Below are 24,310 nucleotides of genomic sequence, written 5' to 3' on the forward strand. Positions count from 1 at the left end.
TTTGCCGTTAAGCCCGCCTAGATTCCACTGGGATCATCGGGTCGCGTGCGGCGCCGTTGTTGTGTTGTTGCGATCGGCTTTGCCGCGTTGGAGGGTGTCATGGGTACATGGGGTATTACGCACTGGATCATTCTGGCTGTCGTCGTACTCGTCCTGTTTGGTGGACGTGGCAAGATTTCGGACTTGATGGGTGACGTTGCCAAGGGCATCAAATCCTTCAAGAAGGGTATGGCCGACGACGAACCGGCTGCTGCCCAGCAGCCGGTGAAGACGATCGACACCCAGGCCGGCACGACCGTCAATCCGACCGAGCAGACCAAGGTAGGCTGAGCCGGCGCGGTTTGCGCCGGTGAGGTCGACCTGAAAACTGGGTCTTTTTAGGCTCCGCGTATGTGCGCGGAGCGTTTCGTTTCGCCAGACCGAGCGTTGCATGTTTGATATCAGCTGGAGCCATATCCTGATCGTGGGCGCGGTGGCTGTCGTGGTCATTGGCCCCAAGGAACTGCCCAGCACGATGCGCTCCCTCGGTCGAGGCGTGAACAAGTTGCGACGGATGGCTGGCGAGTTTCAAGGCCAGTTCAACGAAGCCCTCAAGGAAGCCAATCTCGAGGATGTCAAAAAGGAATTCGACACGCTGCGCCAATCGGCGGCAACCTTGAGTAGCATTGGCAGTCCTGCGGGCCTTGCTCGCAATGCCTTGAAGTCCTCCGTCTTCGATTCGGAGCCGCCTCTCAGCCCGGCTGCGATTGCGCCCGTCCTGGATGCCACAGCGAGCGAGCCTTCCATCGCCGGCCCCAGCTCTTCGCCTTTGGCCTCCAAACTCGTCGGCGTCGAAATCCCTTCCGCCTTCGCCCCTCTCGCAGCGTTCAAATCCTAAGATGACCGAAGACGAAATCGACGCCTCCAAGGCGCCGCTGCTCGATCACTTGATCGAACTGCGCACGCGCCTGATGAAATCGGGCATTGCCTTCATCGTTCTGTTCATCGGCGCCTTCGCGGTTTCCAAATCGATCTATCTCTTCTTGCTGTGGCCCTACGAGTGGGCGGCGGCCGGCAATCCGGTCAAGCTGATCTACAACGGTCCTCTCGACTTTCTTTTTACTCAGATCCGGGTGGCTTTTTTTACGGCCGCTTTCATCGGCTTCCCCTTTTTCGCCATCCAGATCTATCGCTTCATCGCCCCCGGTCTCTACCGGCACGAGCGAAACATTTTCGTGCCCTATCTGATCGCCACGCCTCTGTTCTTCTTCCTGGGCGGGTTGCTGGTCTACTTCATCGCAATGCCGGCGGTGATGCATTTTGCGCTGGGCATGCAGCAGCTCGGCGGCAGCGGCATCGCCACGATCGAATTGCTGGCGACGGTGGAGGGGTATCTGTCCCTGTTGATGAACCTGATTTTTGCCTTCGGCGTCGTCTTTCAGCTGCCGGTGGTGCTGACCCTGTTGGGGCGGATCGGTATCGTGGATTCGACCTTCCTGAAGGAGAAGCGGCGCTATGCCATCGTCATCGTCACTGCGATTTCGGCCGTGCTGGCGCCGCCCGACCCGTGGAGCATGATCGCGCTTGCCGTGCCGGGCGTGCTCCTTTACGAACTCTCGATCTATTCGGTCCGGTGGGTTGAGAAGAAGCGCGCGGAAAGCGATACGCAGACTTCAGAATAGCCCGTCGGTGTCCTGACGTCCGTTCTGGAGTTGATCTCATGTATGATGTGAAGTGGATCCGCGAGAATTCGGGTCTCTTCGACCAGGGCCGGGTTCGCAGAGGGCTTGAGCCGCTGGCCGCCACCATACTCGAGCTCGACGAGAGCCGCCGGGCGCTCGTTGCCCGGCTGCAGGCTTCCCAGGAGCGCCGCAACGCTGCTTCCAAGGAGATCGGCGCGGCCAAGCAATCCAAGGACGAAGCCAAGGCACAGGCCTTGATGGCGGAGGTCAACGCACTCAAGGCCTCGATGCCGGCTGACGAGGAGGCGCTGCGCGGCGCCGACAAGGCTCTCTACGACCAGCTCATCTCGATCCCGAATCTGCCGCTCGACGAGGTTCCTTTCGGCGCGGACGAGCATGGCAATGTCGAACGCCACCGCCACGGCGTGGCGCGCGCCTATACTTTTGCCCCTAAAGAGCATTTCGAATTGGGCGAAGCTCTCGGCCTGATGGATTTCGAGATCGCCGCCAAGCTCTCCGGCTCCCGCTTCGTGGTGCTGCAGAAGGGCCTGGCTCGGCTTGAGCGGGCGCTAGGCCAGTATTTCATCGACAAGCACACCGGCGAGCACGGCTATATCGAGGTCGTCGCGCCCTTGCTGGTGCGTGACGATGCCATGATTGGCACCGCTCAGCTGCCGAAATTCGCGGAGGATCAGTTCCGCGTGCAGCCCGGCGATTTCTGGCTGATTCCGACGGCCGAGGTTTCGCTGACCAATCTTGTGCGCGATGCCATCACCGCCGAGGAAGAGCTGCCGTTGCGCTATACTGCGCTGACCCACTGCTTCCGTGCGGAAGCTGGCGCTGCGGGGCGGGATACCCGTGGCATGATCCGCCAGCACCAATTCCAGAAGGTCGAACTCGTCTCGATCACGGCTCCTGAAAAGAGCCGAGACGAGCACGAGCGCATGCTCGCTTGCGCCGAGGCCGTGTTGAAGGGCCTGGACCTGCATTACCGCGTGATGACGCTGTGCACCGGCGACATGGGTTTTGCCTCGCAGAAGACCTATGACATCGAGGTCTGGCTACCGGGGCAGGGGCTGTTTCGTGAAATCTCCTCCTGCTCGGTCTGTGGCGATTTCCAGGCGCGTCGCATGAACGCCCGAACTCGGCCGAAATCTGGAGGCGCCCCGCGTTTCGTGCATACGCTGAACGGTTCGGGCGTTGCGGTCGGCCGTGCTCTCGTGGCGGTGATGGAGAATTATCAGAACGAGGACGGTTCCATCACGGTTCCGGAGGTTCTCGTCCCCTATATGGGCGGCCTGCGCCGGATCGAGAGACAATAAGCCTCGATCTTGCCGTACCTTGTCACACCCTCCTTGATTCCAGAATCAAGGAGGGTGAAGTAATCATTTGTTTCTGCAGGGATTTCTGCAACAGCAGGGGATTGCGTATGACAAACTCTCGCCGGAGCTCCTTTTCCTGTGGCACACTGAAGCAAAGCGCGTTTCGACGCGTCTTTGCGATTCGAGATGATTTCATCTCATCGCAAAACGCTTTGGTGTCGATTTAGTGAAACAAGGACGGGCGGTGGATGCGAGTTCTGATTACCAATGATGACGGCATCCATGCGCCCGGCCTGGTTTCCCTCGAAAGGATCGCCCGCAGCCTGAGCGACGACGTGATCGTCGTGGCGCCAGAGACAGATCAGTCCGGCGTGTCCCATTCCCTGTCGCTCAGCATGCCGCTGCGTCTGCGGCGGATCGAGGAAAAGCGCTATGCCGTCAGCGGCACGCCGACCGATTGCGTGCTGATGGGTGTGCAGCATCTGCTCAAGGCCCAGCAGCCCGACCTCGTGCTGTCCGGCGTCAATCGGGGCCAGAACGTCGCCGAAGACGTTACCTATTCCGGCACCGTGGCGGCGGCGATGGAGGGCACCGTTCTTGGGGTTCCGTCGATCGCGCTCAGCCAGGCCTATGGCATCGGGGGCAGGGACGGCATGCGCTGGCATTGCGCCGAGCAGCATGCGCCCGGCGTGATCCGCAAACTGCTGGCCCATGGTTTCGCCAAGGGAACCTTGTTCAACGTCAATTTTCCCGATTGCGAGCCCGAGGAGGTCGCTGGCGTTGCCGTCACCATCCAGGGGCAGCGCGATGTCGCCCTGGTCGATGTGGTCGAGCGGGAGGATTTTCGTGGCGGCCCCTATTATTGGCTGGCGCCGCGCCGGGAAACGCCGCCCCGGCTCGAGGGCACGGATCTTGCCGCTCTCTTCAACAAGCGTATTTCTGTGACGCCCCTTCATCTCAATCTGACCGACGTGCCTGCTCTGCAACGCCTTTCGGATACCTTTGAAACGGTGCCAAGACCGACATCATGACGGACAATATGACGGACTATCAGTCTTTTGTGAATCCTGACGACGAGCATGCCCAGGAGATGATGGCCTTCATCCTGCGCCTGCGCCGCCACGGGTTGACGGACCAGAAGGTGCTGAATGCCGTTTCCACCCTGCCACGCCCGGTTTTCGTGCTGCCTGAATTCGCCGAATACGCCTGGCGCGATCTCAGCCTTCCCATCCAGTGCGGCCAGACCATCACGCCGCCGGTGCTCGCTGCGACCATTGCCGAGCGCTTGGACGTCGAACCGCTGCATCGCGTGCTGGAGATCGGCACGGGCTCTGGCTATCTGACCGCGGTGCTCGGCCGTCTGGCCAAGCGCGTCCTGACCCTCGATCGTTGGCGCACCCTGGTCACCGAGGCAGAGGAGAGGCTGCGGGCCGTTACCATCCTCAACGTCACCATGATGGTCGCCGATGGCAGTTCCGGCTGGCGCCAACAGGCTCCCTTCGATCGTATCGTCACCACGGCGGCGATGAGCGAGGTGCCCGAGGACTTGCTGGATCAACTGGCGCTGGGCGGTCGGATGATCGCACCAATCGGCCCGCCCGGCGAAGAGCAGCAATTGACCATGATCGCGCGCGATGCCGATGGCTTTCACTATACACCGCTGATGGATATCCGTGCCGCGTCCATCATCTTGGGCGTGGCCGACCGGCTTTGAACCACCCTTGAACTTGAGCTGGGTTTGGTTTTCGGGCGCTTCATCGCAGGTGCTGCGAGACAATCCAGTTCTTCTTGCCGGGCTAAGCCACGATCGCCCGATTGCAGTCGCAGCGGCGAAGTCCCGGCGCTGGTGGATCGCAGCAAATTCAGATCGCAGAGGTATGGCGGGATACCTCCATCCCGTGCAGTATACGGCGGTTTCCGACGGCGCTGGACTGGCAACTCAGGTCTGATTTCAAGATCGCCCCTGGCCGGTCAGTCAGAGCAGCACGTTGGTTGGGGGATTTGAGATGACCGAACAAGCAGCACAACAAATCAATTCAGATATACCTATATTCACTATTGCCGAACTGGATCAGGACACCCACGCCCTGTTCAGAAAGTTTCGACCGGAAACCCCTTTCATCCAACGGGACGATGGGCCGCTCTTCATTCTGCGTGCCAAGGATGTCGTCAGCCTCACGACCGATGAGCGCACCCGGCAGATCGAGACCGAACTCCTGCAATTGAGGGGCGTCACCTCGGGCCCACTATTCGATTTTTACGACAAATGCATGCTGCTTTCGAACGGGGCCGCCCACAGGAGGCGGCGCGGCCCGATGGCGCGGACCTTCGCCTTCAAGATGGTCGCCGAGGTCCGCCCCAAGGTACGGGCCATGGCGGAGAAACTGATCGACCAGCATTACGAGGCTGGCGGGTTGGATCTGTTCGAGGATTATTCGGCGATCATTCCCGCCCATACCGTCGCTGCGATTCTGGGGATGCCCGAGGCCGACATCCCAAAATTCGCGCAGTGGATCTATGTCATCGCTCGCAGCCTGGGTACCTCCTGGACGGAAAAGGACATTCCCGACCTCGAGGATGCCTGCCGTCAGATGACAGACTACATGTATGAACTGGTGGCAGAGCGCCGTCAGAACCCTCGCGGCGATTTCCTTTCCGATTATATCACCGCCATCGACGAGAACCCCGAGATGACGCCGCTCGAGGCAATCATGCAGATCATCATCGTGGTGCTGGGCGGCAGTGATACCACGCGGGCCTCGATGGCGATCCAGGCCGCGCTTCTGCTCGAACACCCCGAACAATGGCAGTCGGTGTGCGCCGATCCCAGCCTCATCCCCGGTGCGGTCTCCGAAGCGCTGCGATTCGAACCCTCGGTCGCGTCGCTGCCACGGCTTGTGCTCGAGGAGATCGAGATAGGCGGTCAAAAATTGGCACCGGGATCGTTGCTGATGCTTTCCACCATGTCGGCCCTGCGGGATCCGGAGGTGTTCGGCGAGCCGGATCAATTCGACATCAGGCGAACGGATCATACGCGCTGGCATTATGTTTTCGGTGGCGGTGCGCATCGTTGTCTCGGCGAGGCCCTGGCAAAGGCCGAACTGGAAGAAGGACTGGCGGCGCTCGTCAACCGGATTCCGCAGGCCAAGCTCGTCGGCAAATTGAAGGTCGAGGGCCATGGCGGTATTCGCCGCGCTGAGGATTTGCGCCTGGAATGGACGCGCTGAGGCTGCTTGCGAGTCGCGCTGGCCATGCTGATTCCCTGCGAAAACCGACGTGGCACGACTTTAACGCATGGGGCGGGGGCGATCCCCGCTCTTAATCATCCCCGCCCAGTCGGGGACCGGTCGGCAGACCGGCTGATCGACTGGAAAACGCAGTGGACTCAAGGGCATGAGGAGCGGACGATCTGAGTTTCTCAGCCCGCCGCAATCGGAGCCGTTTCCGGATTTTGTCCAAATTGAGTCCAGCTCTTAAGGCGTTGTTTACCCCAATAGAGGCTTAATTACCCCGTGTTCTTCTCAAGCGTGGGTGTGAACGTCCTATGCGTTTTCCGATCGAATTGATCCGTTCGCGCCACTTGTCGCGCGTCGCCGTGATCGCCCTGGTGGCTGGCCTCGCAGCAAGCTGCAGCGACACTTCGAGGTTCGCCCAGAACCCCTTCTCGAACCCGTTCAACTCGGGTGACAATCAGTTGGCCTATGCCCAGGCACAGCCTACCAAGGCCGCGCCGCGCTATGGCAATTCCAACTATGCCGTCAACACGGTGCCGGCGGCGGGCGTGGTCGCTTCGCAGCCGCTGCCGCCGGTCGGCGCCGTCGCACAGCGTAGCGCGCCGTCGACGCAATATCGACTGGCTCGTGGCGAGCAGCCCATCGTGACGGGGGCGATCTCGACGCCCGCTCCGCAGATCGGCGGTTTCAAGGCCGGTGGCTGGACTGCCACGGGCGGCACGCCGGTTACCGCCGCGGCGGGTGAGACCATCAATACGCTCTCCAACCGCTATGGTGTGCCTTCCGACGCGATCATGAAGGTCAACGGCCTGACCTCTCGCTCGCTGACGCCCGGCCAGCAGGTGATCATTCCCGTGTACAACGCGGCTCAGAACGGCAACACCGCGGTGACGACGGTGGCCGCGACCGCTGAGCAGCCCTATCCGGGAGACGTGCCAGAAACTTCTCGGGGCAGCGTCGGCGAAGTCAAGGTCCGGCCGGTCGCCACTACGCCGGCTGCGGGAGCCAAGCCGAAGCCGGTGCCTGCCGCCGCCGCTTCCGGCGTCCATGTTGTCAAGCCGGGCGAGACGCTGACGTCGATCGCCAAAGCCTACGGCACGACGCGCCCGCGTCTGGCCAAGGAGAATGGCATCGATGAATGGATGAGCGTCAAGATCGGCCAGAAGCTGGTCGTGCGCGGAACGGCCCACGCTGCTGCGCCGGCTCCGGCTGCAGAGACCGTGGTCGACAACCGCCCGCCGCGTGACGTGCCGGTGGCGGCCGCCGTGCAGCCCAGGCCCGTGGCGGCTCCCAAGCCGGTACAGGCCGCGCGGGCGGCCAATCCGGCGCCGGTGAGGACGGCCAAGACCCAGGCGAAGTCGATTGCCGCCGAAGCGATGCAGGTTGCTGCGCCGCATGCCCAGCCCGTCAGGACTGCGACCGTCAAGCCAGTAACGGTCAAACCCGTTCAGACCGCAAGGGTCGCCCCCGTCGATGTCAAGGCCAAGCCCGCCCAGGTGGCGGCGGCCAAGCCGGTCGATGCGGCCAAGGCGAACAAGCTCAAGGCGGAGAAGCTTGCTGCCGCCAAGCAGAAGGCGCTGGCCAACAAACCTGCGCAGGTGGCTGTCGCCAAGCCGGCCAAGCCCGCCGAGGCCAGCCAGCCCGCGCCGGTTGCAACCGGGACGATCTCGCCTGCCGCGAGTGCATCTCAGCCGGCAGCTCCGGCCGCCGAACTGCCGAAGGATGCCAATGCCGCCACCCCGGGCAATCCGGAGTTCCGCTGGCCGGTGAAGGGGCGGATCATCCAGAATTTCGGCCGCAACAGCGACGGTATCAATATCTCGGTGCCCGAAGGAACCGAAGTGAAGGCTGCCGAGGATGGTGTGGTCGCCTATGCCGGCAGTGAGCTGAAAGGCTATGGCAACCTGATCCTCATCCGCCATGCCAACGGCTATGTCACGGCTTATGGCCATGCCAAGCAGCTCGACGTCAAGAAGGGTGAAAGTGTCAGGCGTGGCCAGACCATTGCGACCGCAGGTCAGACCGGCAACGTGACCTCGCCGCAAGTGTTGTTCGAAGTACGCAAGGGTGCCGCGCCGGTCGATCCGACCCGCTATCTTTCCGGCACCTGATAACAGAATCTGCTTCTCCGCGAGACCCCGAAGCAGCTCGAGTGGCCCGGCAGCGATGTCCGGGCCACTTTTTATTGAACACGCGGACCTGGCTCAGTTCAGCGTCTTGCCCAGCCGGCCTGCGAGATCCTGCACATATTGCCAGGCCGTGCGGCCTGACCGGGCACCACGGGTCGTCGCCCATTCCAGGGCCTCGGCCCGCATGGTGTCTCGATCGTGATCGAGGCCGAAATGATCGGCATAACCATAGACCATGTCGAGGAAATCGTCCTGGCTGCAGCGATGGAAACCGAGCCACAGGCCGAAACGGTCGGAGAGCGACACCTTTTCCTCCACCGCCTCGCCTGGATTGATCGCGGTGGAGCGCTCATTGTCGATCATGTCGCGCGGCATCAGATGACGCCGGTTCGAGGTCGCATAGAAGATGAGATTGTCCGGCCGCCCCTCGACACCGCCTTCCAGCGCCGCCTTGAGCGATTTGTAGGAGGTGTCGTCGCTGTCGAAGGAGAGATCGTCGCAAAAGACGATGAAGCGATAGGGGGCCTTGCGGGTGAGGTTCATCAACTCGGGCAGACTATCGATATCCTCGCGATGGATCTCGATCAGCTTCAGGGTGCCACCGATCTTGGCGTTGATGTCGGCATGCGCGGCCTTCACCAGCGACGACTTGCCCATGCCGCGCGCGCCCCAGAGCAAAGCGTTGTTGGCGGGCAGCCCGTTTGCGAAGCGCTCGGTGTTGTCGACCAGGAGGTCGCGCACCAGATCGATGCCCTTGAGCAACGGCATCGCGACCCTGTTCACCTTCGGTACAGGTTGCAGATATTTTTCGCCGGCCTGCCAGATGAAGGCTTCTGCAGCATCGAAGTCGGCCTTGATGGCGGCCGGTGGAGCCAGCCGCTCCAGGGCGTCGGCGATACGGGCGAGCAATTGCGGCAATTCGCTGGATGAAAAGTCAGTCATGGCAACCAGATGAGATGAACCTGTGGGTAAGCCCTTCGTCTCTAACGCGCCTGAGAGGCGCTGAAAAGCGGCGGCATGCCGCGCCTGCCTTCCGTTTTGCATGTGCGCCCAGTGCCGGTGGGTCACCCAAGGGGGCCACGGGCAAGCCGAGGCGTGCGTGGAGCCGACTTGTGAGGAGACAGGCGATTCCCTGTCGCTATCCGTAGTCCTCCCGACAGCCCATCATGTTGGCCCGATTGGTGGTTTCCCACATCGGAAGGCATGAATTTTTCGTCATGTGCTGGGCAAAAGCGGCGTTCTGTTTGCTTTCGGTGGCTGGTTCACTATATTCCGCGCGAATTCGCGGCTGGGCTGTCCCGGCCGCTTCTCTTGAGAGGCGATCCAATGTTCACGACTTCAGCCTTTGCCCAGGCAGCCCAGGGCGGCGGCGATCTGTTCTCCAGTCTCGGTGGCACGTTGCTGTTGCCGATCGCGATGTTCGTGATCTTCTATTTCCTGCTGATCCGCCCGCAGCAGCGCAAGGCGAAAGAACAGGCCGCTCTGCTCAAGGCAATCCGTCGTGGCGATACCATTGTGATGTCGGGCGGCATGGTCGGCAAGGTGACCAAGGCTGTCGAGGGCGAATCCGAGATCGAGGCGGAGATCGCCGAGGGCGTTCGCGTGAAGGTCATCCGCGAGATGGTGGTCACCGTCCGCTCCAAGACCGAGCCGGTGAAGAAGGCCGAGGCAGCCTGAGGTCTACGCGGGGCAACGCCCCTCTTTGGTCTCGATCACAAGACACGATAAGAGACTCAGGATAGGGTCGGGGCGAATCTACATCTCCCGATCGTCCTGAGAATAGCCTGTCAAGGCTCGGAATCGCTCCGCTATGCTGCATTTTTCTCCCGTCAAGACGGCTTCGGTTCTCCTGACTTTGCTGATCGGCCTGTGGCTGGCCGTACCCAATCTGATGCCGGAGAGCTGGGTGAAGGCGATGCCGTCCTGGCTGCCGCACAAGACGCTGACGCTGGGCCTCGATCTCCAGGGCGGATCATACTTCCTGCTCGAGATCGACAAGAATGCCGTGGTCAAGGAACAGGTCGCCAGCCTGCGTTCGCAGGCGCGCCAGATCCTGAACGACAACAAGATCCGTAGCCAGGCTGCTTTGCAGGGGCGCGGCATTGTGGTGACGCTGCCCAATCCGGCCGATACCGAGAAGGCCGTGCAACTCCTGCAAGTGCTGGGCAATCCCGCCGACGGCAACCTTTTCGGCACCGGCAACCGGACGGCCACGATTGCCTCGACCACCCCAGGCCAGATCGGCGCCACGCTGACCGATGAAGGCCTGCGTGACCGCATGAACCGCATCATGGTGCGGGCGGTGGAGATTATCGGCAACCGTATCAACGGCTCCGGCGTGGTCGAGCCCGTCATTCAGCGCCAGGGCGAAGATCGCATCGTGGTGCAATTGCCCGGCCTGGAGAATCCCGACCGTTTCAAGGACCTTCTCGGCCAAACAGCCAAGCTCGAATTTCGCCTGGTGGATCTGAGCATGCCGGTCGATCAGGCCATGCGTTCTCGCCCGCCGGTCGGTTCCACGGTTCTGCCATCGTCGGATGGCGGCCAGAATTATCTGATCGAAGACCAGGTGATGGTCGCCGGCGACGAACTGACCGACGCCCAAGCAAGCTTCGACCAGAACACGCGCGAGCCGGTGGTCTCCTTCCGCTTCAACACCAATGGCGCGCGCCAGTTCGGCCGCGTCACCACGGAGAATGTCAACAAGCCCTTCGCCATCGTGCTCGACGGCAAGGTCTTGTCGGCACCGGTCATTCGCGAGCCGATCACTGGTGGTTCGGGCCAGATCTCCGGCAATTTCACCACGCAGCAGGCCCAGGATCTGGCGCTGCTTCTGCGTTCGGGTGCCTTGCCCGCGCCCATGACGGTGATTCAGGAGCAGACGGTCGGTCCGGGCCTCGGCCAGGCCGCCATTCGCGCCGGTGAGATGGCTGCCCTAGTCGGCTCAATCCTGGTCGTCGGCTTCATGATCGCCAGCTACGGCCTGTTCGGTATCATCGCGTCCATCGCCGTGGCGCTCAATGTCGGCATGATCTTCGGCATCCTGTCCCTGCTCGGGGCGACGCTGACCTTGCCGGGTATCGCCGGCATCGTGCTGACAGTCGGCATCGCAGTCGACTCCAACGTGCTGATCTATGAGCGCATACGCGAGGAGGTGCGTGCCGGACGAACCGTTTTGATGTCGCTCGACGCCGGCTTTGCCCGCGCGCTGGCGACCATCCTTGATTCCAACATCACCACCTTCATTGCCGCCGCCGTGCTGTATTTTGTCGGTACCGGCGCCGTGAAAGGGTTCGCGGTGACGCTGGGGATCGGCATCATCACGACGGTGTTCACCGCCTTCACGGTCACGCGCCTGTTGGTTTCCTGGTGGTATCGCGGGGTCAAGCCTCGCTCCATCCCGATTTGATAGATTGATGGAGTGAGCGCGGTGCGCCATCTTCGCATTGTTCCCGACAACACCAGCTTCGGCTTCATTCGGTTCCGGCGTATCAGCTTTCCGATTTCGGCGGTGTTGTCGATCTTGGCTCTGGTGCTCTTCTTCACCCATGGCCTGAATTACGGTATCGATTTCAAGGGCGGCATCGCCCTCGGCGTCACGGCTCAATCCGGGCAGGCCGACGTGCAGGCCATTCGCGACAAGCTGGCGCCGCTCGGATTGGGTGAGGTCCAGATTCAGAGTTTCGGCGACAAGGGACAGGTGCTGATGCGCATCGCCCTGCAGCCGGGCGGCGACGCGGCACAGAATGCCGTTGCGGAGAAGGTCAAGCAGACGCTGGCTCCCGACTATGTTCCCGGCAAGGACGATCAGACACAGATCATCGGGCCGAGCGTTTCGCAGGAACTGGTGACGGTCGGCATCGTCGGCATCTTCGTCGCCATTCTGGGCATTCTGATCTATCTATGGTTCCGCTTCGATTGGCAGTTTGCCGTCGGCGCCATGATCGCCAACATGCACGACATCGTGCTGACCATCGGCTTCATGTCGGTGACGCAGATCGACTTCGACCTCACCAGTGTCGCCGCCTTGCTGACCATCCTTGGCTATTCACTCAACGACACCGTGGTGATCTACGACCGCATCCGCGAGCTCTTGCGCAAGTACAAGAAGAAGCCGATGGATGAACTGCTGGACGAGTCTATCAACGCCACGCTGTCGCGCTCGGTGATCACCCACGTCACCGTGGCACTGGCGTTGCTGGCCCTGCTCCTGTTCGGGGGGCACGCCATTCACAGCTTCACCGCCACCATGCTGTTCGGCGTCGTGCTGGTCGGCACTTACACCTCGATCTTCATTGCCTCGCCCGTCCTGATCTATCTGGGCCTGCGTCCGGGCAGCCATGAGACGGCGGGCGGCAACAAGCCGGAGTAAGCTGCATGACCGCAGGCGAACGGCGCTTCCTGCCACGCGTGGCGCCGATCGACGCCTATGGCGCCGGCGGGTTCCGTTTTGCGGAGATGTCGCATCGCGGTTCGCTTCTTTGCCTGCCCTCGGGCATGCATGCGTGGTCGGTGACAAGTGTTGCTCAATTCTCGGCTGAAGCATTCGAGCCGGTTTTTGCGGAAGCCGATGCCATCGAGATCCTGCTCGTCGGCACCGGCCCTGATGTGGCTTTTTTCCCCGAGGCGCTGCGCTGGCGTTTTCGCGATCTCAAGATCGTCGTCGACGCCATGCCGACCGGCGCAGCGATCCGCACCTGGAACGTTCTGCTGGCCGAGGACCGGCGCATCGCCGCCGCCCTGATCGCCGTGCCATGAGCATCTTGTCATGAGCGCCGCTCGCCAAACCGGTTCCCTGGCCAATTCCAATATCAGCATGAGCAACCAGGCTTATTGCGAGAGTCTGCTGCGCGAGCACGATCGCAATCGCTGGCTCGCCAACCTGTTTGCGCCCGCCGAGCACCGACGCGCCCTGAATGCGCTCTATGCCTTCAACAGCGAGATCGAACGCGTGAGGGACATGGTGTCGGAGCCGCTCCCCGGCGAAGTCCGCCTGCAATGGTGGCGGGACCTGCTGGAGGGGCAGGCGAGGGGGCAGATATCGGGGCATCCCGTTGCCTCCGAACTGATGGCCGCGATTGATCGCTACCACCTGCCGGTTTCCGCTCTTGTGACCCTGATCGACGCCCACACGCATGATCTCTATGACGATCTGCTGCAGAGCATCACCGATTTGGAAGGCTATTGCGGCGAGACCTATTCAAGTCTGTTTCGCCTGGCCAGTCTCATTCTTGCCGATGGCGGCGATGCCGGCAGTGCCGATCTCGCCGGGCACGCCGGCGTGGCCTATGGCATAGCCTGCCTGATGAAACAGGCTGCCCGGCACGCGGCCCGGGGGCAGATCTTCGTGCCGGCCGATCTTGCCCTCAAGCACGGCACAGCTCGCGAAGATCTGTTGAATGGACGCAGCACCGGCGAGATGCGCGCGATGTTCGGTGAGCTCGCTGGGGCAGCGCTGCATCATCTGGACGCAGCGGAGCAATTGCTGCCTGCCGTGCCCAGTGCGGCGGCACCCGCCTATATCGGCCTTGCGCTGGTCAGGCCCTTGCTCAAGCGGATGACCCGCCCGGGTTTTGACTGGTTCCGCCATGAAGCCGAATTACCGCAATGGCGCAGTCAATGGCATCTGTGGCGTTTCTCACGCCGGCTGCGCTAGAGCGTTTTCCAGAAAAGTTGATGGACTTTTCGATTAAGAAAATACGTCAGAACAAAGACATGGAGAGAAGTGCGGTTCGAAGAAATCGCACTTTCTCCAGTCGAAAACAGTCGTAACGCTGCGGCGAGTTATTTCGGCTTGGCAGCCTGTGTCAGCGCCTTTTCGAGGTCTTCACGCTCCTCGCAGCCATTGGGGCAGAGCTTGACCAGCGCCGCGAGATTTTGCTGGGCCTTCGGAATGTCGCCGTTCTCGACGAAGAGCTCGCCCTGATATTCCAGGGTTCCCTTGTGGTTGGGATCGATGGCAAGCGCCTTCTCATAGAAGGTCTGCGCGGTCTTGCGGTCGCCGCTTTTGCGCAGGCTGAAGCCAAGCAGATTGTAGACGTCAGGGTCCTTCGAACCCTGGTCCGCCAGAGGCTGGAGGGCTGCGATGGCGGATTTGTAGTCCGCCGCCTTGATCTGGGCCCGGATGGGCGCGAGGTCGGTCGCGGTCGCGGCAGCAGGCGCATCGGACGAGGTGTCGGCGGCCCAGACCGGGCCTGCAACGAGGACGAGGGCCAGGGCGGAGGCGAGGCCATGGAGGCGGAGCATGGCAGGATCCTGTTTGTAAATGACGAGGCGGGGTGGTGAACGTCGTCGGTCGGATCTTCGGTTCTCGCCACGACGTGGGCCGGGCAGGAACGGATAGCAAGCTACATCGTTCTGGAGCCCGCGCCCATCCTGCCTCATGTCCCGGGACGGAAGTCACCCAGGTAGAGCTTCCCGTCGCAAGGGCACCATACGATCACGCTCAGGCTGGGAGATGTTCGCCGGCCGCCGCCTTCTTCCAGCCCTCCAGGGCTTCCAAGGCTCTGGCGCTCATCGCCCTTTTCTTGGCGTGAGTCTTTTCGCTGCCGCGCAGGCGCTTTCCATCTTCCCCTTTGGGCGAGACCTCAAGAGGAGGGAACAGGCCGAAATTGACATTCATCGGCTGGAAGGAGCGCGGCCCCGCATCCTCGCTGACGAGGTGACCGCCAGTGATGTGGTTGAGCAGCGCTCCGAGGGCCGTGGTGGCCGGGGGCGTGGCCATCGGTCGACCCAGGCGCTCGGCGGCGGCAAAGCGGCCCGTCATCAGGCCGACACTCGCGCTCTCGATATAGCCTTCGCATCCGGTGATCTGGCCGGCAAAACGCAGGCGTGGCTGCGTTTTCAGGCGAAGCGTTTCGTCCAGCAGCACGGGTGAGTTCAGATAGGTGTTGCGATGTAGCCCGCCAAGGCGAGCGAATTCGGCATTTTCGAGCCCGGGAATCATGCGGAACACCTGCACCTGTTCAGCATATTTCAGCTTCGTCTGGAACCCGACCATGTTGTAAAGCGTGCCGAGCGCATTGTCCTGGCGCAGTTGCACGATGGCGTGGGGCTTGACGCTGGGGTTGCGCGGGTTGGTAAGGCCAACCGGCTTCAGTGGTCCGAAGCGCAGGGTTTCACGGCCACGCTCCGCCATGATTTCGATCGGCAGGCAGCCATCGAAATAGGGCGTGCCTTCGAACTCCTTGAAACCGGTCTTGCCGCCGGCGAGAACGGCATCGAGAAAGACCTCGTATTCCTCCTTGCTGAGGGGGCAGTTGATATAGTCGGCACCGGTGCCGCCCGGACCCGGCTTGTCGTAGCGCGACTGATACCAGGCGATGTCCATGTTGATGGATTCGCGATGCACGATCGGCGCGATCGCATCGAAGAAAGCAAGGGAGGTTTCGCCGGTCAGGGCTGCGATTGCATCGGCAAGGGGCTTGGAGGTGAGGGGACCGGTGGCGACGATGACGTTGTCCCAGTCCGCCGGCGGCAGGCCGTCGACATGTTCGCGCCGGATCTCGATTAGGGGATGGGATGCCAAGCGTTCCGTCACCGCAGCCGAGAAACCATCTCGGTCCACCGCCAGGGCACCGCCTGCCGGAACCTTGTGGTCGTCGGCGCAGGCCATGATCACGGAATCCAGCCGGCGCATCTCCTCGTGAAGCAAGCCGACGGCATTGGTCTGCGCATCGTCGGAGCGGAAGGAGTTGGAGCAGACGAGCTCGGCGAAGTCCGTGGTCTTATGGACCTCGGTCGGCTGAACGGGGCGCATCTCGTGCAGGATGACGGGCACGCCTGCCTGGGCGATCTGCCATGCGGCTTCGGAACCGGCGAGGCCGCCGCCGATGATATGAACGGGGGTGATTGTCATGCCCGGCTTTTAGACCATCGGGCCTCATGATTGAAGCACCAGCATAACAAAAAGCCGCCCTGAGGGGGCGGCTATGTGGCGCTTGGCCCTGTTCCAGCAAGGCGGGCACCCACTACTTCCCGTTTAGGTGCGATGAAATCGCTGCCCGATTGTCGGCCGACATAGCTAGAGCAAAGCGTGTTTAGACGGAAACGCTTGTTTGCTCTCACTCATTTCGACGCGTCCTTGCGATTCTTGGCGGGACTACCAAATCGCAAAACGCTTCAGCCGACAGAAACGATACGACTTTCCACTGCAAAAGATGGACGCGCTGGTGGATCGTCGAAACTGTACCAATGAGCTGAACAGCCCATTGGTCATCACCTGCGTGATTAGGCGCGGGCAGCCTGACGCGCGATAGCGCGAACGTCGGCAGGGTTGATACCGATGTCGGCCAAATCGCGTACGTTCAAGCGCCTGAGCTCGGCCAGCGTCTCGCGCTCACGGCGCCAGATACGGACACGTTCGATCAAAGCTGCGAACAACATGATAAGGTTCCTCTTCTGCGAACCTGCGTTGAAGCGAATTCCTCAACGCCGTTCACATTCTCTATATGCAGCCTTTTCGTCGAATGAGGTAGATGCTGCACCGCACAACGATCATGCAATTTTTGCATGTCGCAAAGTTGCCATTGTTAAAAAATCGTCAAAATTGACCTAACGGGTGGCCACTGGATGCATATGGTGCATGCCTCTTCCGCCCGCAAGGCGTGATGGCTTCAGAACGGAGCAGTCGGGGGAACGCATGATTGTATCCATTCGAATGCTCCCACGAGCGTCTGAACCCGCGGCCAGGGCCAAATGGCAGGGGGCATGCCTAATCTGGGTCCCTGGAGCTCATGCCGAGACCTAGTGCGCGCTGCCATCAGTAGTACCGCCATATACCAAAGTTGGACTTGGCTTCCCAAGGTGTCGGTATGCTATAGGGAGCATGAAAACTAGGCATATTCCGGAGCGAAGAGGGCGTTAAATTATGCGCTCTTCGGGTTTTGTTGAAATATAAAACCAATATTAATTGCAGGTATATCTTCTATATCCCTCTTAATGGAAGGATATATTGATTAAATCTGGCCTTTTAACTTGCGTGGTTCCGAAGTTCACCGAACTTTTGGAAGCTTAGCGGGAGACTGGAGCAATGACGAGGAACGGTACAGAGGACGGCCTGGAGAAGAGACCTCGTAAATATCTCTTGGTTGCTCGGATAGGGCCGAAAAGTCTTCACGCGCAGTGGCTGGCTGCGAGTGCGGATAGAAATTACGATGTCTTTTTAAGCAGCTACGATACCAGCTTGCCCGCTATCGCGGGCGATGGCGTCTATTTCGAGTATCGATCCGGTAGCAAGGTCGCCGGCTACGATGGGCTTTTGCGTGAACACGCGGAGTTTCTTGGTCGATATAAATACATCTGCTTCTTTGATGATGATATCAGCGCGACTCCTTCCTCCATAAGTGGAATTTTTTCGCGCTGTGATCAGTATAATCTCAAGATCGCGCAACCGGCGCTGACATGGGATAGTCATTTCACCTATGCCTGCCTGCTACAGCAGAAGCGATATGCCCTGCGGTATCTCAACTTCGTGGAGATGATGTGTCCGGTTTTCCGGCATGACATTCTCGAGCGGATCGCACCGCTCTACGCCTTAGGATACGAAAGCGGCATCGACCTCGTCTGGTGCAATCTCGTCGCCGAAGGGCCGGGCGATTTTGCCGTGATCGATGAATTTCCGGTTCGGCATACCGAACCCGTCGGCGGCAACAAGGTTGCCAATGGCTTCGTCGACGGGCGTCTGTATGAGGACGACATCCACGCCATTCTTGCGCTGTTTCGCTTGCCCTGGCTCCGGGCGACACCAATCTCCGCCGTCAGCCGGTCGGGCCGCGAGATCAACGGCCGAATGAGCCTGCTGCTATCGGCACTCGTTCTGCTGGCGGCGGTGCCGCTACGCCGGCCCGTGGCCGGGCGTTTTCGCGCCATTCTGGTTCATTGGCGTCATCTGTGGCTGGGGGCTGCAGGCAATGTCCACACCGAGTTTCCGGCAGGAAACGCGGATAGCTCCCCTGGCTATGGCGTTCTTCCATCATGCAAACCAAGGGAGAGTGCAGGGCAGTCGATGCCAATGGCGTGATCGGATTCCTCGTTTCGCTCAGGGCTGAGCCGGCAAGCCGACCGGTGCAAAACCGTATCTGCCGAAGGCGGCCTGACCTTCCGGGGAGAGGATCGCTAGCATCAGCGCCACGGCGGCGGCATTGTCGGTCCGTGCCAGAGCCAGGCCATATTCCGGGCCGGTCTCATAGGCTTCGGGCACCTGGATAACCTCGAGGTTCGGCGTGACGGCCTTGCGTTGTGCCGCGCCACTGCAATAACCCATCATCACATTGATCTGACCGCTCTTGAAACCATCGGCAATCGGATCTTGCCCGGCGGGAGTGGAGGCGGTCGAGCCACCGACGATCTTCTGGGCCTTGGCATCGAGCTTGGCGAAAGCACCCGGATTTCGCTTGTCGATCAGCTGGAACATGGCCCAGGTGTAGTCGCCGCCGGGGTCGGCCTTGGGCGTGGACGTGCCGAGCTTCACGGCGGGATCGAGCAGGCGTTCGGCAAAGTTGACAACGGCGAGCCTGGCTTCCGGCAGGGCAAAGGCGCAAAGCCGGTTGCGGGTGAACATGACGACGGCACTCGCCCGGCCATCCCTTTGCAACTGGCGGGGACTGGCCATGTCCGCCGAAGCCAGGATGTCGACCTTGTCGCCTTGCTCGATCTTTTCCCGCATCAACCCTGAGGGGCCGAAGGCGGTACGCACCTTGATGCCACTCTTCTTGCTGAAATCCTGGGCGATATCGGTCAGCACGGCGCGCAGGCTTCCCGCGCCGTAGAGTACTACCTCGTCGGCCCGGGCCGCGACACTTCCAAGGGCCAGGCAAGAGGCGAGCACGATCCTGAGCATTTGTTTTTCCCGGAAACGGAGTGGCGTGGCGATTCGCTATATATGAATGGCTATAGCGATAGCTGCGAGAGCCTCCACTTGGCAATGGCCTTGCCGGGGGACAAGCAAGGATGCCCGGCAAGATGCATTGTCTGGGACCCGGGGCGACCACCTGCATCTGCCTTGTCGCCGGGGCGGCTTTGCCAGGAACAGGCGGGGACGCCTACGGTCCCAAGGATTTCTATTCCGCCGCTTCGCCCTGGCGCCGCTGGGGGCGACGCTCCATGACTTCCCGCAGGAAGCGCCCGGTATGGGAGCGAGGCTCGCGAATGATCGCCTCCGGCGTGCCTTCGGCGACCACTTCGCCGCCAGCGTCGCCCCCTCCGGGACCCATGTCGATGACCCAGTCGGCCGTCTTGATGACTTCGAGGTTGTGTTCGATCACCACCACGGTGTTGCCCTGCTCGACCAGTTCATGCAGCACTTCCAGCAGCTTGGCGACATCGTGGAAATGCAGGCCCGTGGTCGGCTCGTCGAGGATGTAGAGTGTGCGTCCGGTCGAGCGGCGCGACAATTCCTTGGAGAGCTTCACGCGCTGGGCCTCGCCGCCCGACAGGGTGGTCGCCTGCTGGCCCACCTTGACATAGCCGAGGCCCACTCGTGCCAGCGTTTCCATGGTGTTGCGGATGGTCGGCACCGCCTTGAAGAATTCAGCTCCCTCGTCGACGGTCATGTCGAGCACGTCGGCGATGGACTTATTCTTGAAGCGAACGTCCAGCGTCTCACGGTCGTAGCGCTTGCCCTTGCAGACGTCGCAGGTGACATAGACGTCGGGCAGGAAGTGCATCTCGATCTTGATGACGCCGTCGCCCTGGCACGCCTCGCAGCGGCCCCCCTTGACGTTGAAGGAGAAGCGCCCCGGCAGATAGCCGCGCGCCTTCGCCTCCGGCAGGCCGGCGAACCATTCGCGGATGGGCGTGAAGGCACCTGTATAGGTGGCCGGATTGGACCGCGGCGTACGGCCGATCGGCGACTGGTCGATGTCGATGACCTTGTCGATCAGTTCCAGGCCGTCGAGCTTGTCGAAGGGAGCGGGATGTTCGAGCGCGCCGTTCAGCTTGCGGGCGACCGCCTTGTAGATGGTGTCGATCAGGAGCGTCGACTTGCCGCCGCCCGATACGCCGGTGACGCAGGTAAACAGGCCGAGCGGAATCTCGACCGAGACATCCTTGAGATTGTTGCCGCGGGCGCCGGTGAGCTTCAGCGCCTTGCCCTTCTGGCGCCGGCGCCGTTCGGCCGGCATGGGTACCGCCAGCTCTCCGGTAAGATATTTGCCGGTGAGAGACGCCGGATTGGCCATCACCTCGGCAGGCGTGCCGTGGGCCACCACGCGCCCACCATGCACGCCGGCGCCGGGGCCGACATCGACCACATAGTCGGCCTGCAGAATGGCATCCTCGTCATGCTCGACCACGATCACCGTATTGCCGAGTTCGCGCAGCCGCCGCAATGTTTCGAGCAGGCGTTCATTGTCGCGCTGATGCAGGCCGATGGAAGGTTCGTCCAGCACATAAAGCACGCCGCTGAGGCCGGAGCCGATCTGGGAGGCCAAGCGGATACGCTGGCTCTCGCCACCCGACAGGGTCCCGGAGTTACGGGCCAGCGTCAGATAATCGAGACCGACATCGACGAGGAAGCGCAGGCGTTCGCGAATCTCCTTGAGAATACGGACGGCGATCTCGGTCTGCTTGGCGTTGAGTTCGGCCGGCAAGGCCTCGAACCAATGCTGGGCCTGGCGCACCGACATTGCCGAGATCTCGCCGATATGGCGGTGCGTGACCTTTACCGCCAAGGATTCCGGTTTCAGGCGGAAACCGGCGCAAGCCTTGCACGGCGTATTGGCCATGAAGCGCGAAATATCCTCGCGGGCCTGTTCTGAATCGGTCTCCTTCCAGCGTCGCTCCAGATTGGTCACCACGCCCTCGAAGGCCTTGCGTGTCTCATAGGAGCGCAGGCCGTCATCGAAGGAAAAGACGATTTGCTCCTCGCCCGAGCCATAGAGGAACACCTGCTGCACCTTCTCCGGCAGGTCCTTCCAGGGCGTGGTCACGCCGAACTTGTAATGCTTGGCGAGGGCGTCGACGGTCTGGCTGTAATAGGGACTGGTGGATTTCGCCCAAGGCGCCAGCGCGCCCTTGCGCAGCGACAGGGTCTCGTCGGGCACCACCAGGACGGGATCGACCGTCATCTCGGTGCCGATGCCGTCGCAGGACGGGCAGGCACCGAAGGGGTTGTTGAAGGAGAACAGCCTGGGCTCGATCTCCGGAATGGTGAAGCCGGAAACCGGGCAGGCGAATTTCTGGCTGAACATCACGCGCTTGGATGAGCCGTCGGCCTCCTTCTGATCGGCCAGTTCGACCACGGCGATGCCGTCGGCCAACTCCAAGGCCGTCTCGAAGGAATCAGCCAGGCGGCTGGCGATATCGGCGCGCACCACGATGCGGTCCACCACCACGTCGAGATCGTGCTTGAGCTTCTTGTCGAGGGCGGGGGCGTCGGCGATCTCGTAGAAGGTACCGTCGATCTTGACACGCTGGAAGCCGCGCTTGAGGAAGTCGGCGAGTTCCTTGCGATATTCGCCCTTGCGCCCGCGCACCACCGGCGCGAGCAGGAACAGCCTGGTGCCCTCTGGCATGGCCATGACGCGATCGACCATCTGGCTGACGGTCTGACTTTCGATCGGCAGCCCGGTCGCCGGCGAATAGGGAATGCCGATACGAGCCCAGAGCAGGCGCATATAGTCGTAGATCTCGGTGACTGTCGCCACCGTCGAGCGGGGATTGCGCGAGGTTGTCTTCTGTTCGATCGAAATGGCGGGCGACAGGCCGTCGATCTGGTCGACGTCCGGCTTCTGCATCATTTCGAGGAATTGGCGCGCATAGGCCGAAAGGCTCTCGACATAGCGGCGCTGTCCCTCGGCATAGATGGTGTCGAAAGCGAGCGAGGACTTGCCCGAGCCGGACAGGCCGGTGAACACCACGAGCTTGTCACGCGGGATTTCCAGATCGACATTCTTGAGATTGTGCTCGCGCGCGCCGCGCACGGTGATGAAGCGGCGGTCGGCAGGCGACGGAACAGCGCTGCCGGAGATGGGGCGGCCAGACATACGGACGATCCTGTGGGCTTTTGTCGAGAGATAGGCGCTTTGGCTCGCAAATTGAAGGAGGGCTGGTGAAAAAACAAGAACAATTCGTGAACTTATCCGCAAAATTTTGCGGCACCCCGAGTTCCGATGGGTTATGCACGCGCCATGATCGAGATTAACCCCACCTTGTTCATCGACGAGCGCGAGATCGATGAGGACTTCGTGCGCTCCTCGGGGCCCGGCGGACAGAATGTCAACAAGCTGTCGACGGCGGTGCAGTTGCGCTTCAATATCCGCAGGTCGCCCTCGCTCCCGAACGACGTCGCCATCCGAGCCCAGAAGCTGGCGGGCAGGAAGCTGACGCAGGAGGGCGTGCTGGTGATTGTTGCCCAGCGCTTCCGCACCCAGGAGCGTAATCGCGAGGACGCGCGCGAGCGGTTGGTCGCTCTCCTGCGGGAGGCCGCCACGCCGCCGCCGCCGCCCCGCAAGGTGACGAAGCCCTCCAAGGCCGCCAAGGCGCGGCGGCTGGAATCGAAATCGCGCCGCTCAAACGTGAAATCGCTGCGTGGCGGCAAGTTCTCCGTGGATTGAGGTCCGGCCGAGGACGAAGCCCGGGCACGGCAAATCGGAGCTTTTGAGATTTCGCCGTTTGCTTTTCGGGGCAGACTGCCGGGATCAGGCCAGGATGCGCGCCTTCACTTCGTCCATCGTCTCGGCGATGTAGTCGGCACCGGCTGCCACCAGGGTTTCCTCGCTGGGGGGCATATGATGCAGTCCGCCGACAAAGCCGATCACCGTCATGCCGGCGGCCTTGGCTGCCTTGATGCCGACCACGCTGTCCTCGACCACCACGGTCTTGGCGGGATCCACACCGAGAGCCCTCGCGGCATGCAAAAACAGGTCCGGGGCCGGTTTTCCCTGTGCCACCAGATTTGCGCTGAAGATGTTGGGATAGACGAGCTCGAACAGGTTGGTGATGCTGAGGCCGAGACCGAGCTTGGCCGGCGGGCTGTTGGAAGCCACGCAAAAGGGCATCGGCAGGGTTTGGAGCACTTCGCGCACGCCCGGAATCGGTTCCAGACGCGCCACATAGGCGGCCCGAAGCATGCGGCGCGTAGTCTCGGCATGGTCCGGTGGCAGCTTGAGCCCGAAATCCTGCTCGAAACGCTCTTCCAAGGCTTCCTGGGTCAGACCGAGAAAGCGCTGCATCACGTCATGCGGGGTGACTTTTACGCCGAGGGCCGACAGGGCCTCGGCTTCGACTTCCGCCGACAGGATCTCGCTGTCGACGAGAACGCCATCGCAATCGAAAATCACTAGAGAGAAGGGCATGGGAACCGCCTGATCCGAGAAGACGTGCAGAGGCCGGCGTGTCGCAATTCTTGTCAAGGTGAGCCCGAGCCAGGGACATGATGGCGCGCTGCCATGCGTTCCGGCAAGTTCTTTCCAACAATTCGAGGCTGCCATGTCCATCATCCCGTCCCTGAGCCGCGAAGAAAGCTGGATGCGCAAGTCCGCGCTCCATTATCTCGGCCAGCGATCGACCAGCGTCGCCAATCTCCGCCAGGTCTTGCTGCGGCGGGCGCGTCGCAAATTGGACCCGGAAATCGAAGTCGCCGAAATGATCGAGCGCACCATCGATTATTGCAGGCAGCTCGGTTTCATCGACGATGCCAGTTTCGTGGAGGCCCGCCTTCATGCCGGGCGCAGCCGCGGCTTTTCCGCCCGCAGGATCGGTGCCGCCCTGGCGGCCAAGGGGGTTGATCGCACCTTGGTGGCCCAGGCCCTTGCGGGGGAGGACCGCGATGAAGCTGAAGAAAGAGCCGCTGCCCGGCTGGCGCAGCGCCGGCGCATTGGCCCCTGGCGGCGGACCGACCGCGATGCCGAGCTCGAGCGGGAGATTGCGATATTGGCACGCGGAGGCTTTGCTGTCTGGCTGGCCCGCCGCATCGTTACCGCGGATCCCGACGAAATCCGTGCTCTTCTCGAGGTTTGAAATCT

23 protein-coding genes are annotated in these 24,310 nt (G+C 61.7%); 16 read left to right on the forward strand and 7 right to left on the reverse strand.

What is annotated here, in order from left to right:
- Positions 1–99 precede the first annotated feature (99 nt).
- The 8 genes from ACN6KF_RS08000 to ACN6KF_RS08035 all read left to right on the forward strand — a co-directional run bounded on the left by ACN6KF_RS08000 (position 100) and on the right by ACN6KF_RS08035 (position 8,327).
- Positions 100–330, forward strand: a complete 231-nt coding sequence (locus ACN6KF_RS08000) for a twin-arginine translocase TatA/TatE family subunit (protein WP_434956335.1) — start codon at positions 100–102, stop codon at positions 328–330.
- Positions 331–430: 100 nt separating this feature from the next.
- A complete protein-coding gene (tatB, locus tag ACN6KF_RS08005) occupies positions 431–877 on the forward strand; it encodes a Sec-independent protein translocase protein TatB (RefSeq protein ID WP_434956336.1) in 447 nt (148 codons plus the stop codon).
- Between the two features lies 1 nt (position 878).
- Entirely contained in the window at positions 879–1,661 is a 783-nt protein-coding gene (gene tatC, locus ACN6KF_RS08010; protein WP_434956337.1) for a twin-arginine translocase subunit TatC, read from the forward strand.
- A gap of 38 nt (positions 1,662–1,699) precedes the next feature.
- Entirely contained in the window at positions 1,700–2,983 is a 1,284-nt protein-coding gene (gene serS, locus ACN6KF_RS08015; protein ID WP_434956338.1) for a serine--tRNA ligase, read from the forward strand.
- Positions 2,984–3,231: 248 nt separating this feature from the next.
- Entirely contained in the window at positions 3,232–4,014 is a 783-nt protein-coding gene (gene surE / locus ACN6KF_RS08020; protein WP_434956339.1) for a 5'/3'-nucleotidase SurE, read from the forward strand.
- A complete protein-coding gene (locus tag ACN6KF_RS08025; RefSeq protein ID WP_434956340.1) occupies positions 4,011–4,697 on the forward strand; it encodes a protein-L-isoaspartate(D-aspartate) O-methyltransferase in 687 nt (228 codons plus the stop codon). The genes surE and ACN6KF_RS08025 overlap by 4 nt, the downstream gene beginning before the upstream one ends.
- 292 nt (positions 4,698–4,989) lie before the next feature.
- On the forward strand, positions 4,990–6,210 hold the full coding sequence (locus ACN6KF_RS08030) for a cytochrome P450 (RefSeq protein ID WP_434956341.1): 1,221 nt from the start codon (positions 4,990–4,992) through the stop codon (positions 6,208–6,210).
- A 317-nt stretch (positions 6,211–6,527) separates the two neighbouring features.
- On the forward strand, positions 6,528–8,327 hold the full coding sequence (locus ACN6KF_RS08035; RefSeq protein WP_434956342.1) for a peptidoglycan DD-metalloendopeptidase family protein: 1,800 nt from the start codon (positions 6,528–6,530) through the stop codon (positions 8,325–8,327).
- A gap of 93 nt (positions 8,328–8,420) precedes the next feature.
- On the opposite strand, the gene ACN6KF_RS08040 is transcribed toward ACN6KF_RS08035, so the two are convergent.
- Positions 8,421–9,287, reverse strand: a complete 867-nt coding sequence (locus ACN6KF_RS08040; protein WP_434956343.1) for an ATP-binding protein — start codon at positions 9,285–9,287, stop codon at positions 8,421–8,423.
- A 384-nt stretch (positions 9,288–9,671) separates the two neighbouring features.
- Between ACN6KF_RS08040 and yajC the strand changes: the two genes are divergently transcribed.
- The 5 genes from yajC to ACN6KF_RS08065 all read left to right on the forward strand — a co-directional run bounded on the left by yajC (position 9,672) and on the right by ACN6KF_RS08065 (position 14,001).
- Positions 9,672–10,022: a preprotein translocase subunit YajC gene (gene yajC / locus ACN6KF_RS08045; RefSeq protein ID WP_434956344.1), complete on the forward strand. Its 351-nt coding sequence runs from the start codon at positions 9,672–9,674 to the stop codon at positions 10,020–10,022.
- A 133-nt stretch (positions 10,023–10,155) separates the two neighbouring features.
- The gene (secD, locus tag ACN6KF_RS08050) at positions 10,156–11,754 is read left to right on the forward strand and encodes a protein translocase subunit SecD (protein ID WP_434956345.1); all 1,599 of its coding nucleotides are present in this window, start codon (positions 10,156–10,158) and stop codon (positions 11,752–11,754) included.
- Positions 11,755–11,775: 21 nt separating this feature from the next.
- Positions 11,776–12,717, forward strand: a complete 942-nt coding sequence (gene secF, locus ACN6KF_RS08055) for a protein translocase subunit SecF (protein WP_434956346.1) — start codon at positions 11,776–11,778, stop codon at positions 12,715–12,717.
- A gap of 5 nt (positions 12,718–12,722) precedes the next feature.
- Positions 12,723–13,103: an Mth938-like domain-containing protein gene (locus tag ACN6KF_RS08060; RefSeq protein ID WP_434956347.1), complete on the forward strand. Its 381-nt coding sequence runs from the start codon at positions 12,723–12,725 to the stop codon at positions 13,101–13,103.
- Positions 13,104–13,113: 10 nt separating this feature from the next.
- The gene (locus ACN6KF_RS08065; protein ID WP_434956348.1) at positions 13,114–14,001 is read left to right on the forward strand and encodes a phytoene/squalene synthase family protein; all 888 of its coding nucleotides are present in this window, start codon (positions 13,114–13,116) and stop codon (positions 13,999–14,001) included.
- A gap of 128 nt (positions 14,002–14,129) precedes the next feature.
- Here ACN6KF_RS08065 and ACN6KF_RS08070 read toward each other — a convergent pair whose 3' ends face one another.
- The 3 genes from ACN6KF_RS08070 to ACN6KF_RS08080 form a co-directional block, all read right to left on the reverse strand.
- Positions 14,130–14,591, reverse strand: a complete 462-nt coding sequence (locus tag ACN6KF_RS08070; protein WP_434956349.1) for a tetratricopeptide repeat protein — start codon at positions 14,589–14,591, stop codon at positions 14,130–14,132.
- A 199-nt stretch (positions 14,592–14,790) separates the two neighbouring features.
- On the reverse strand, positions 14,791–16,203 hold the full coding sequence (trmFO, locus tag ACN6KF_RS08075) for a methylenetetrahydrofolate--tRNA-(uracil(54)-C(5))-methyltransferase (FADH(2)-oxidizing) TrmFO (RefSeq protein WP_434956350.1): 1,413 nt from the start codon (positions 16,201–16,203) through the stop codon (positions 14,791–14,793).
- Positions 16,204–16,574: 371 nt separating this feature from the next.
- Positions 16,575–16,730 carry a YjiS-like domain-containing protein gene (locus tag ACN6KF_RS08080; protein WP_434956351.1) on the reverse strand — a complete coding sequence of 52 codons (156 nt, stop codon included), beginning with the start codon at positions 16,728–16,730 and terminating at the stop codon, positions 16,575–16,577.
- A gap of 646 nt (positions 16,731–17,376) precedes the next feature.
- Here ACN6KF_RS08080 and ACN6KF_RS08085 point away from each other — a divergent pair.
- A complete protein-coding gene (locus ACN6KF_RS08085; RefSeq protein ID WP_434956352.1) occupies positions 17,377–18,366 on the forward strand; it encodes a hypothetical protein in 990 nt (329 codons plus the stop codon).
- 18 nt (positions 18,367–18,384) lie between these two features.
- Here ACN6KF_RS08085 and ACN6KF_RS08090 read toward each other — a convergent pair whose 3' ends face one another.
- Together ACN6KF_RS08090 and uvrA are read right to left on the reverse strand one after the other, a co-directional pair.
- Complete coding sequence (locus ACN6KF_RS08090) at positions 18,385–19,185, reverse strand: extracellular solute-binding protein (protein WP_434956353.1); 801 nt, start codon at positions 19,183–19,185, stop codon at positions 18,385–18,387.
- Between the two features lie 220 nt (positions 19,186–19,405).
- Positions 19,406–22,330 carry an excinuclease ABC subunit UvrA gene (uvrA, locus tag ACN6KF_RS08095; RefSeq protein WP_434956354.1) on the reverse strand — a complete coding sequence of 975 codons (2,925 nt, stop codon included), beginning with the start codon at positions 22,328–22,330 and terminating at the stop codon, positions 19,406–19,408.
- 126 nt (positions 22,331–22,456) lie between these two features.
- Here uvrA and arfB point away from each other — a divergent pair, with 126 nt between their 5' ends.
- Positions 22,457–22,900: an alternative ribosome rescue aminoacyl-tRNA hydrolase ArfB gene (gene arfB, locus ACN6KF_RS08100; RefSeq protein WP_434956355.1), complete on the forward strand. Its 444-nt coding sequence runs from the start codon at positions 22,457–22,459 to the stop codon at positions 22,898–22,900.
- 84 nt (positions 22,901–22,984) lie between these two features.
- Here the strand turns inward: arfB and ACN6KF_RS08105 are convergent, their stop codons facing one another.
- A complete protein-coding gene (locus ACN6KF_RS08105; RefSeq protein ID WP_434956356.1) occupies positions 22,985–23,641 on the reverse strand; it encodes an HAD family hydrolase in 657 nt (218 codons plus the stop codon).
- 133 nt (positions 23,642–23,774) lie between these two features.
- Here ACN6KF_RS08105 and ACN6KF_RS08110 point away from each other — a divergent pair, with 133 nt between their 5' ends.
- Positions 23,775–24,305, forward strand: a complete 531-nt coding sequence (locus tag ACN6KF_RS08110; RefSeq protein ID WP_434956357.1) for a regulatory protein RecX — start codon at positions 23,775–23,777, stop codon at positions 24,303–24,305.
- Positions 24,306–24,310 lie beyond the last annotated feature (5 nt).

The sequence above is a fragment of the Labrys methylaminiphilus subsp. lupini genome, assembly GCF_051161885.1.
Taxonomy (GTDB): Bacteria; Pseudomonadota; Alphaproteobacteria; order Rhizobiales; family Labraceae; genus Labrys.

Coding starts and splice junctions, on each gene's coding strand:
- ACN6KF_RS08090 (WP_434956353.1), bottom strand. CDS start 19,185: ATGCTCAGGATCGTGCTCGCCTCTTGCCTGGCCCTTGGAAGTGTCGCG.
- ACN6KF_RS08035 (WP_434956342.1), top strand. CDS start 6,528: ATGCGTTTTCCGATCGAATTGATCCGTTCGCGCCACTTGTCGCGCGTC.
- ACN6KF_RS08000 (WP_434956335.1), top strand. CDS start 100: ATGGGTACATGGGGTATTACGCACTGGATCATTCTGGCTGTCGTCGTA.
- secD (WP_434956345.1), top strand. CDS start 10,156: ATGCTGCATTTTTCTCCCGTCAAGACGGCTTCGGTTCTCCTGACTTTG.
- ACN6KF_RS08065 (WP_434956348.1), top strand. CDS start 13,114: ATGAGCGCCGCTCGCCAAACCGGTTCCCTGGCCAATTCCAATATCAGC.
- tatB (WP_434956336.1), top strand. CDS start 431: ATGTTTGATATCAGCTGGAGCCATATCCTGATCGTGGGCGCGGTGGCT.
- surE (WP_434956339.1), top strand. CDS start 3,232: ATGCGAGTTCTGATTACCAATGATGACGGCATCCATGCGCCCGGCCTG.
- ACN6KF_RS08110 (WP_434956357.1), top strand. CDS start 23,775: ATGTCCATCATCCCGTCCCTGAGCCGCGAAGAAAGCTGGATGCGCAAG.
- ACN6KF_RS08105 (WP_434956356.1), bottom strand. CDS start 23,641: ATGCCCTTCTCTCTAGTGATTTTCGATTGCGATGGCGTTCTCGTCGAC.
- ACN6KF_RS08040 (WP_434956343.1), bottom strand. CDS start 9,287: ATGACTGACTTTTCATCCAGCGAATTGCCGCAATTGCTCGCCCGTATC.
- uvrA (WP_434956354.1), bottom strand. CDS start 22,330: ATGTCTGGCCGCCCCATCTCCGGCAGCGCTGTTCCGTCGCCTGCCGAC.
- ACN6KF_RS08080 (WP_434956351.1), bottom strand. CDS start 16,730: ATGTTGTTCGCAGCTTTGATCGAACGTGTCCGTATCTGGCGCCGTGAG.
- ACN6KF_RS08030 (WP_434956341.1), top strand. CDS start 4,990: ATGACCGAACAAGCAGCACAACAAATCAATTCAGATATACCTATATTC.
- ACN6KF_RS08085 (WP_434956352.1), top strand. CDS start 17,377: ATGACGAGGAACGGTACAGAGGACGGCCTGGAGAAGAGACCTCGTAAA.
- ACN6KF_RS08070 (WP_434956349.1), bottom strand. CDS start 14,591: ATGCTCCGCCTCCATGGCCTCGCCTCCGCCCTGGCCCTCGTCCTCGTT.
- tatC (WP_434956337.1), top strand. CDS start 879: ATGACCGAAGACGAAATCGACGCCTCCAAGGCGCCGCTGCTCGATCAC.
- arfB (WP_434956355.1), top strand. CDS start 22,457: ATGGGTTATGCACGCGCCATGATCGAGATTAACCCCACCTTGTTCATC.
- trmFO (WP_434956350.1), bottom strand. CDS start 16,203: ATGACAATCACCCCCGTTCATATCATCGGCGGCGGCCTCGCCGGTTCC.
- yajC (WP_434956344.1), top strand. CDS start 9,672: ATGTTCACGACTTCAGCCTTTGCCCAGGCAGCCCAGGGCGGCGGCGAT.
- ACN6KF_RS08025 (WP_434956340.1), top strand. CDS start 4,011: ATGACGGACAATATGACGGACTATCAGTCTTTTGTGAATCCTGACGAC.
- serS (WP_434956338.1), top strand. CDS start 1,700: ATGTATGATGTGAAGTGGATCCGCGAGAATTCGGGTCTCTTCGACCAG.
- ACN6KF_RS08060 (WP_434956347.1), top strand. CDS start 12,723: ATGACCGCAGGCGAACGGCGCTTCCTGCCACGCGTGGCGCCGATCGAC.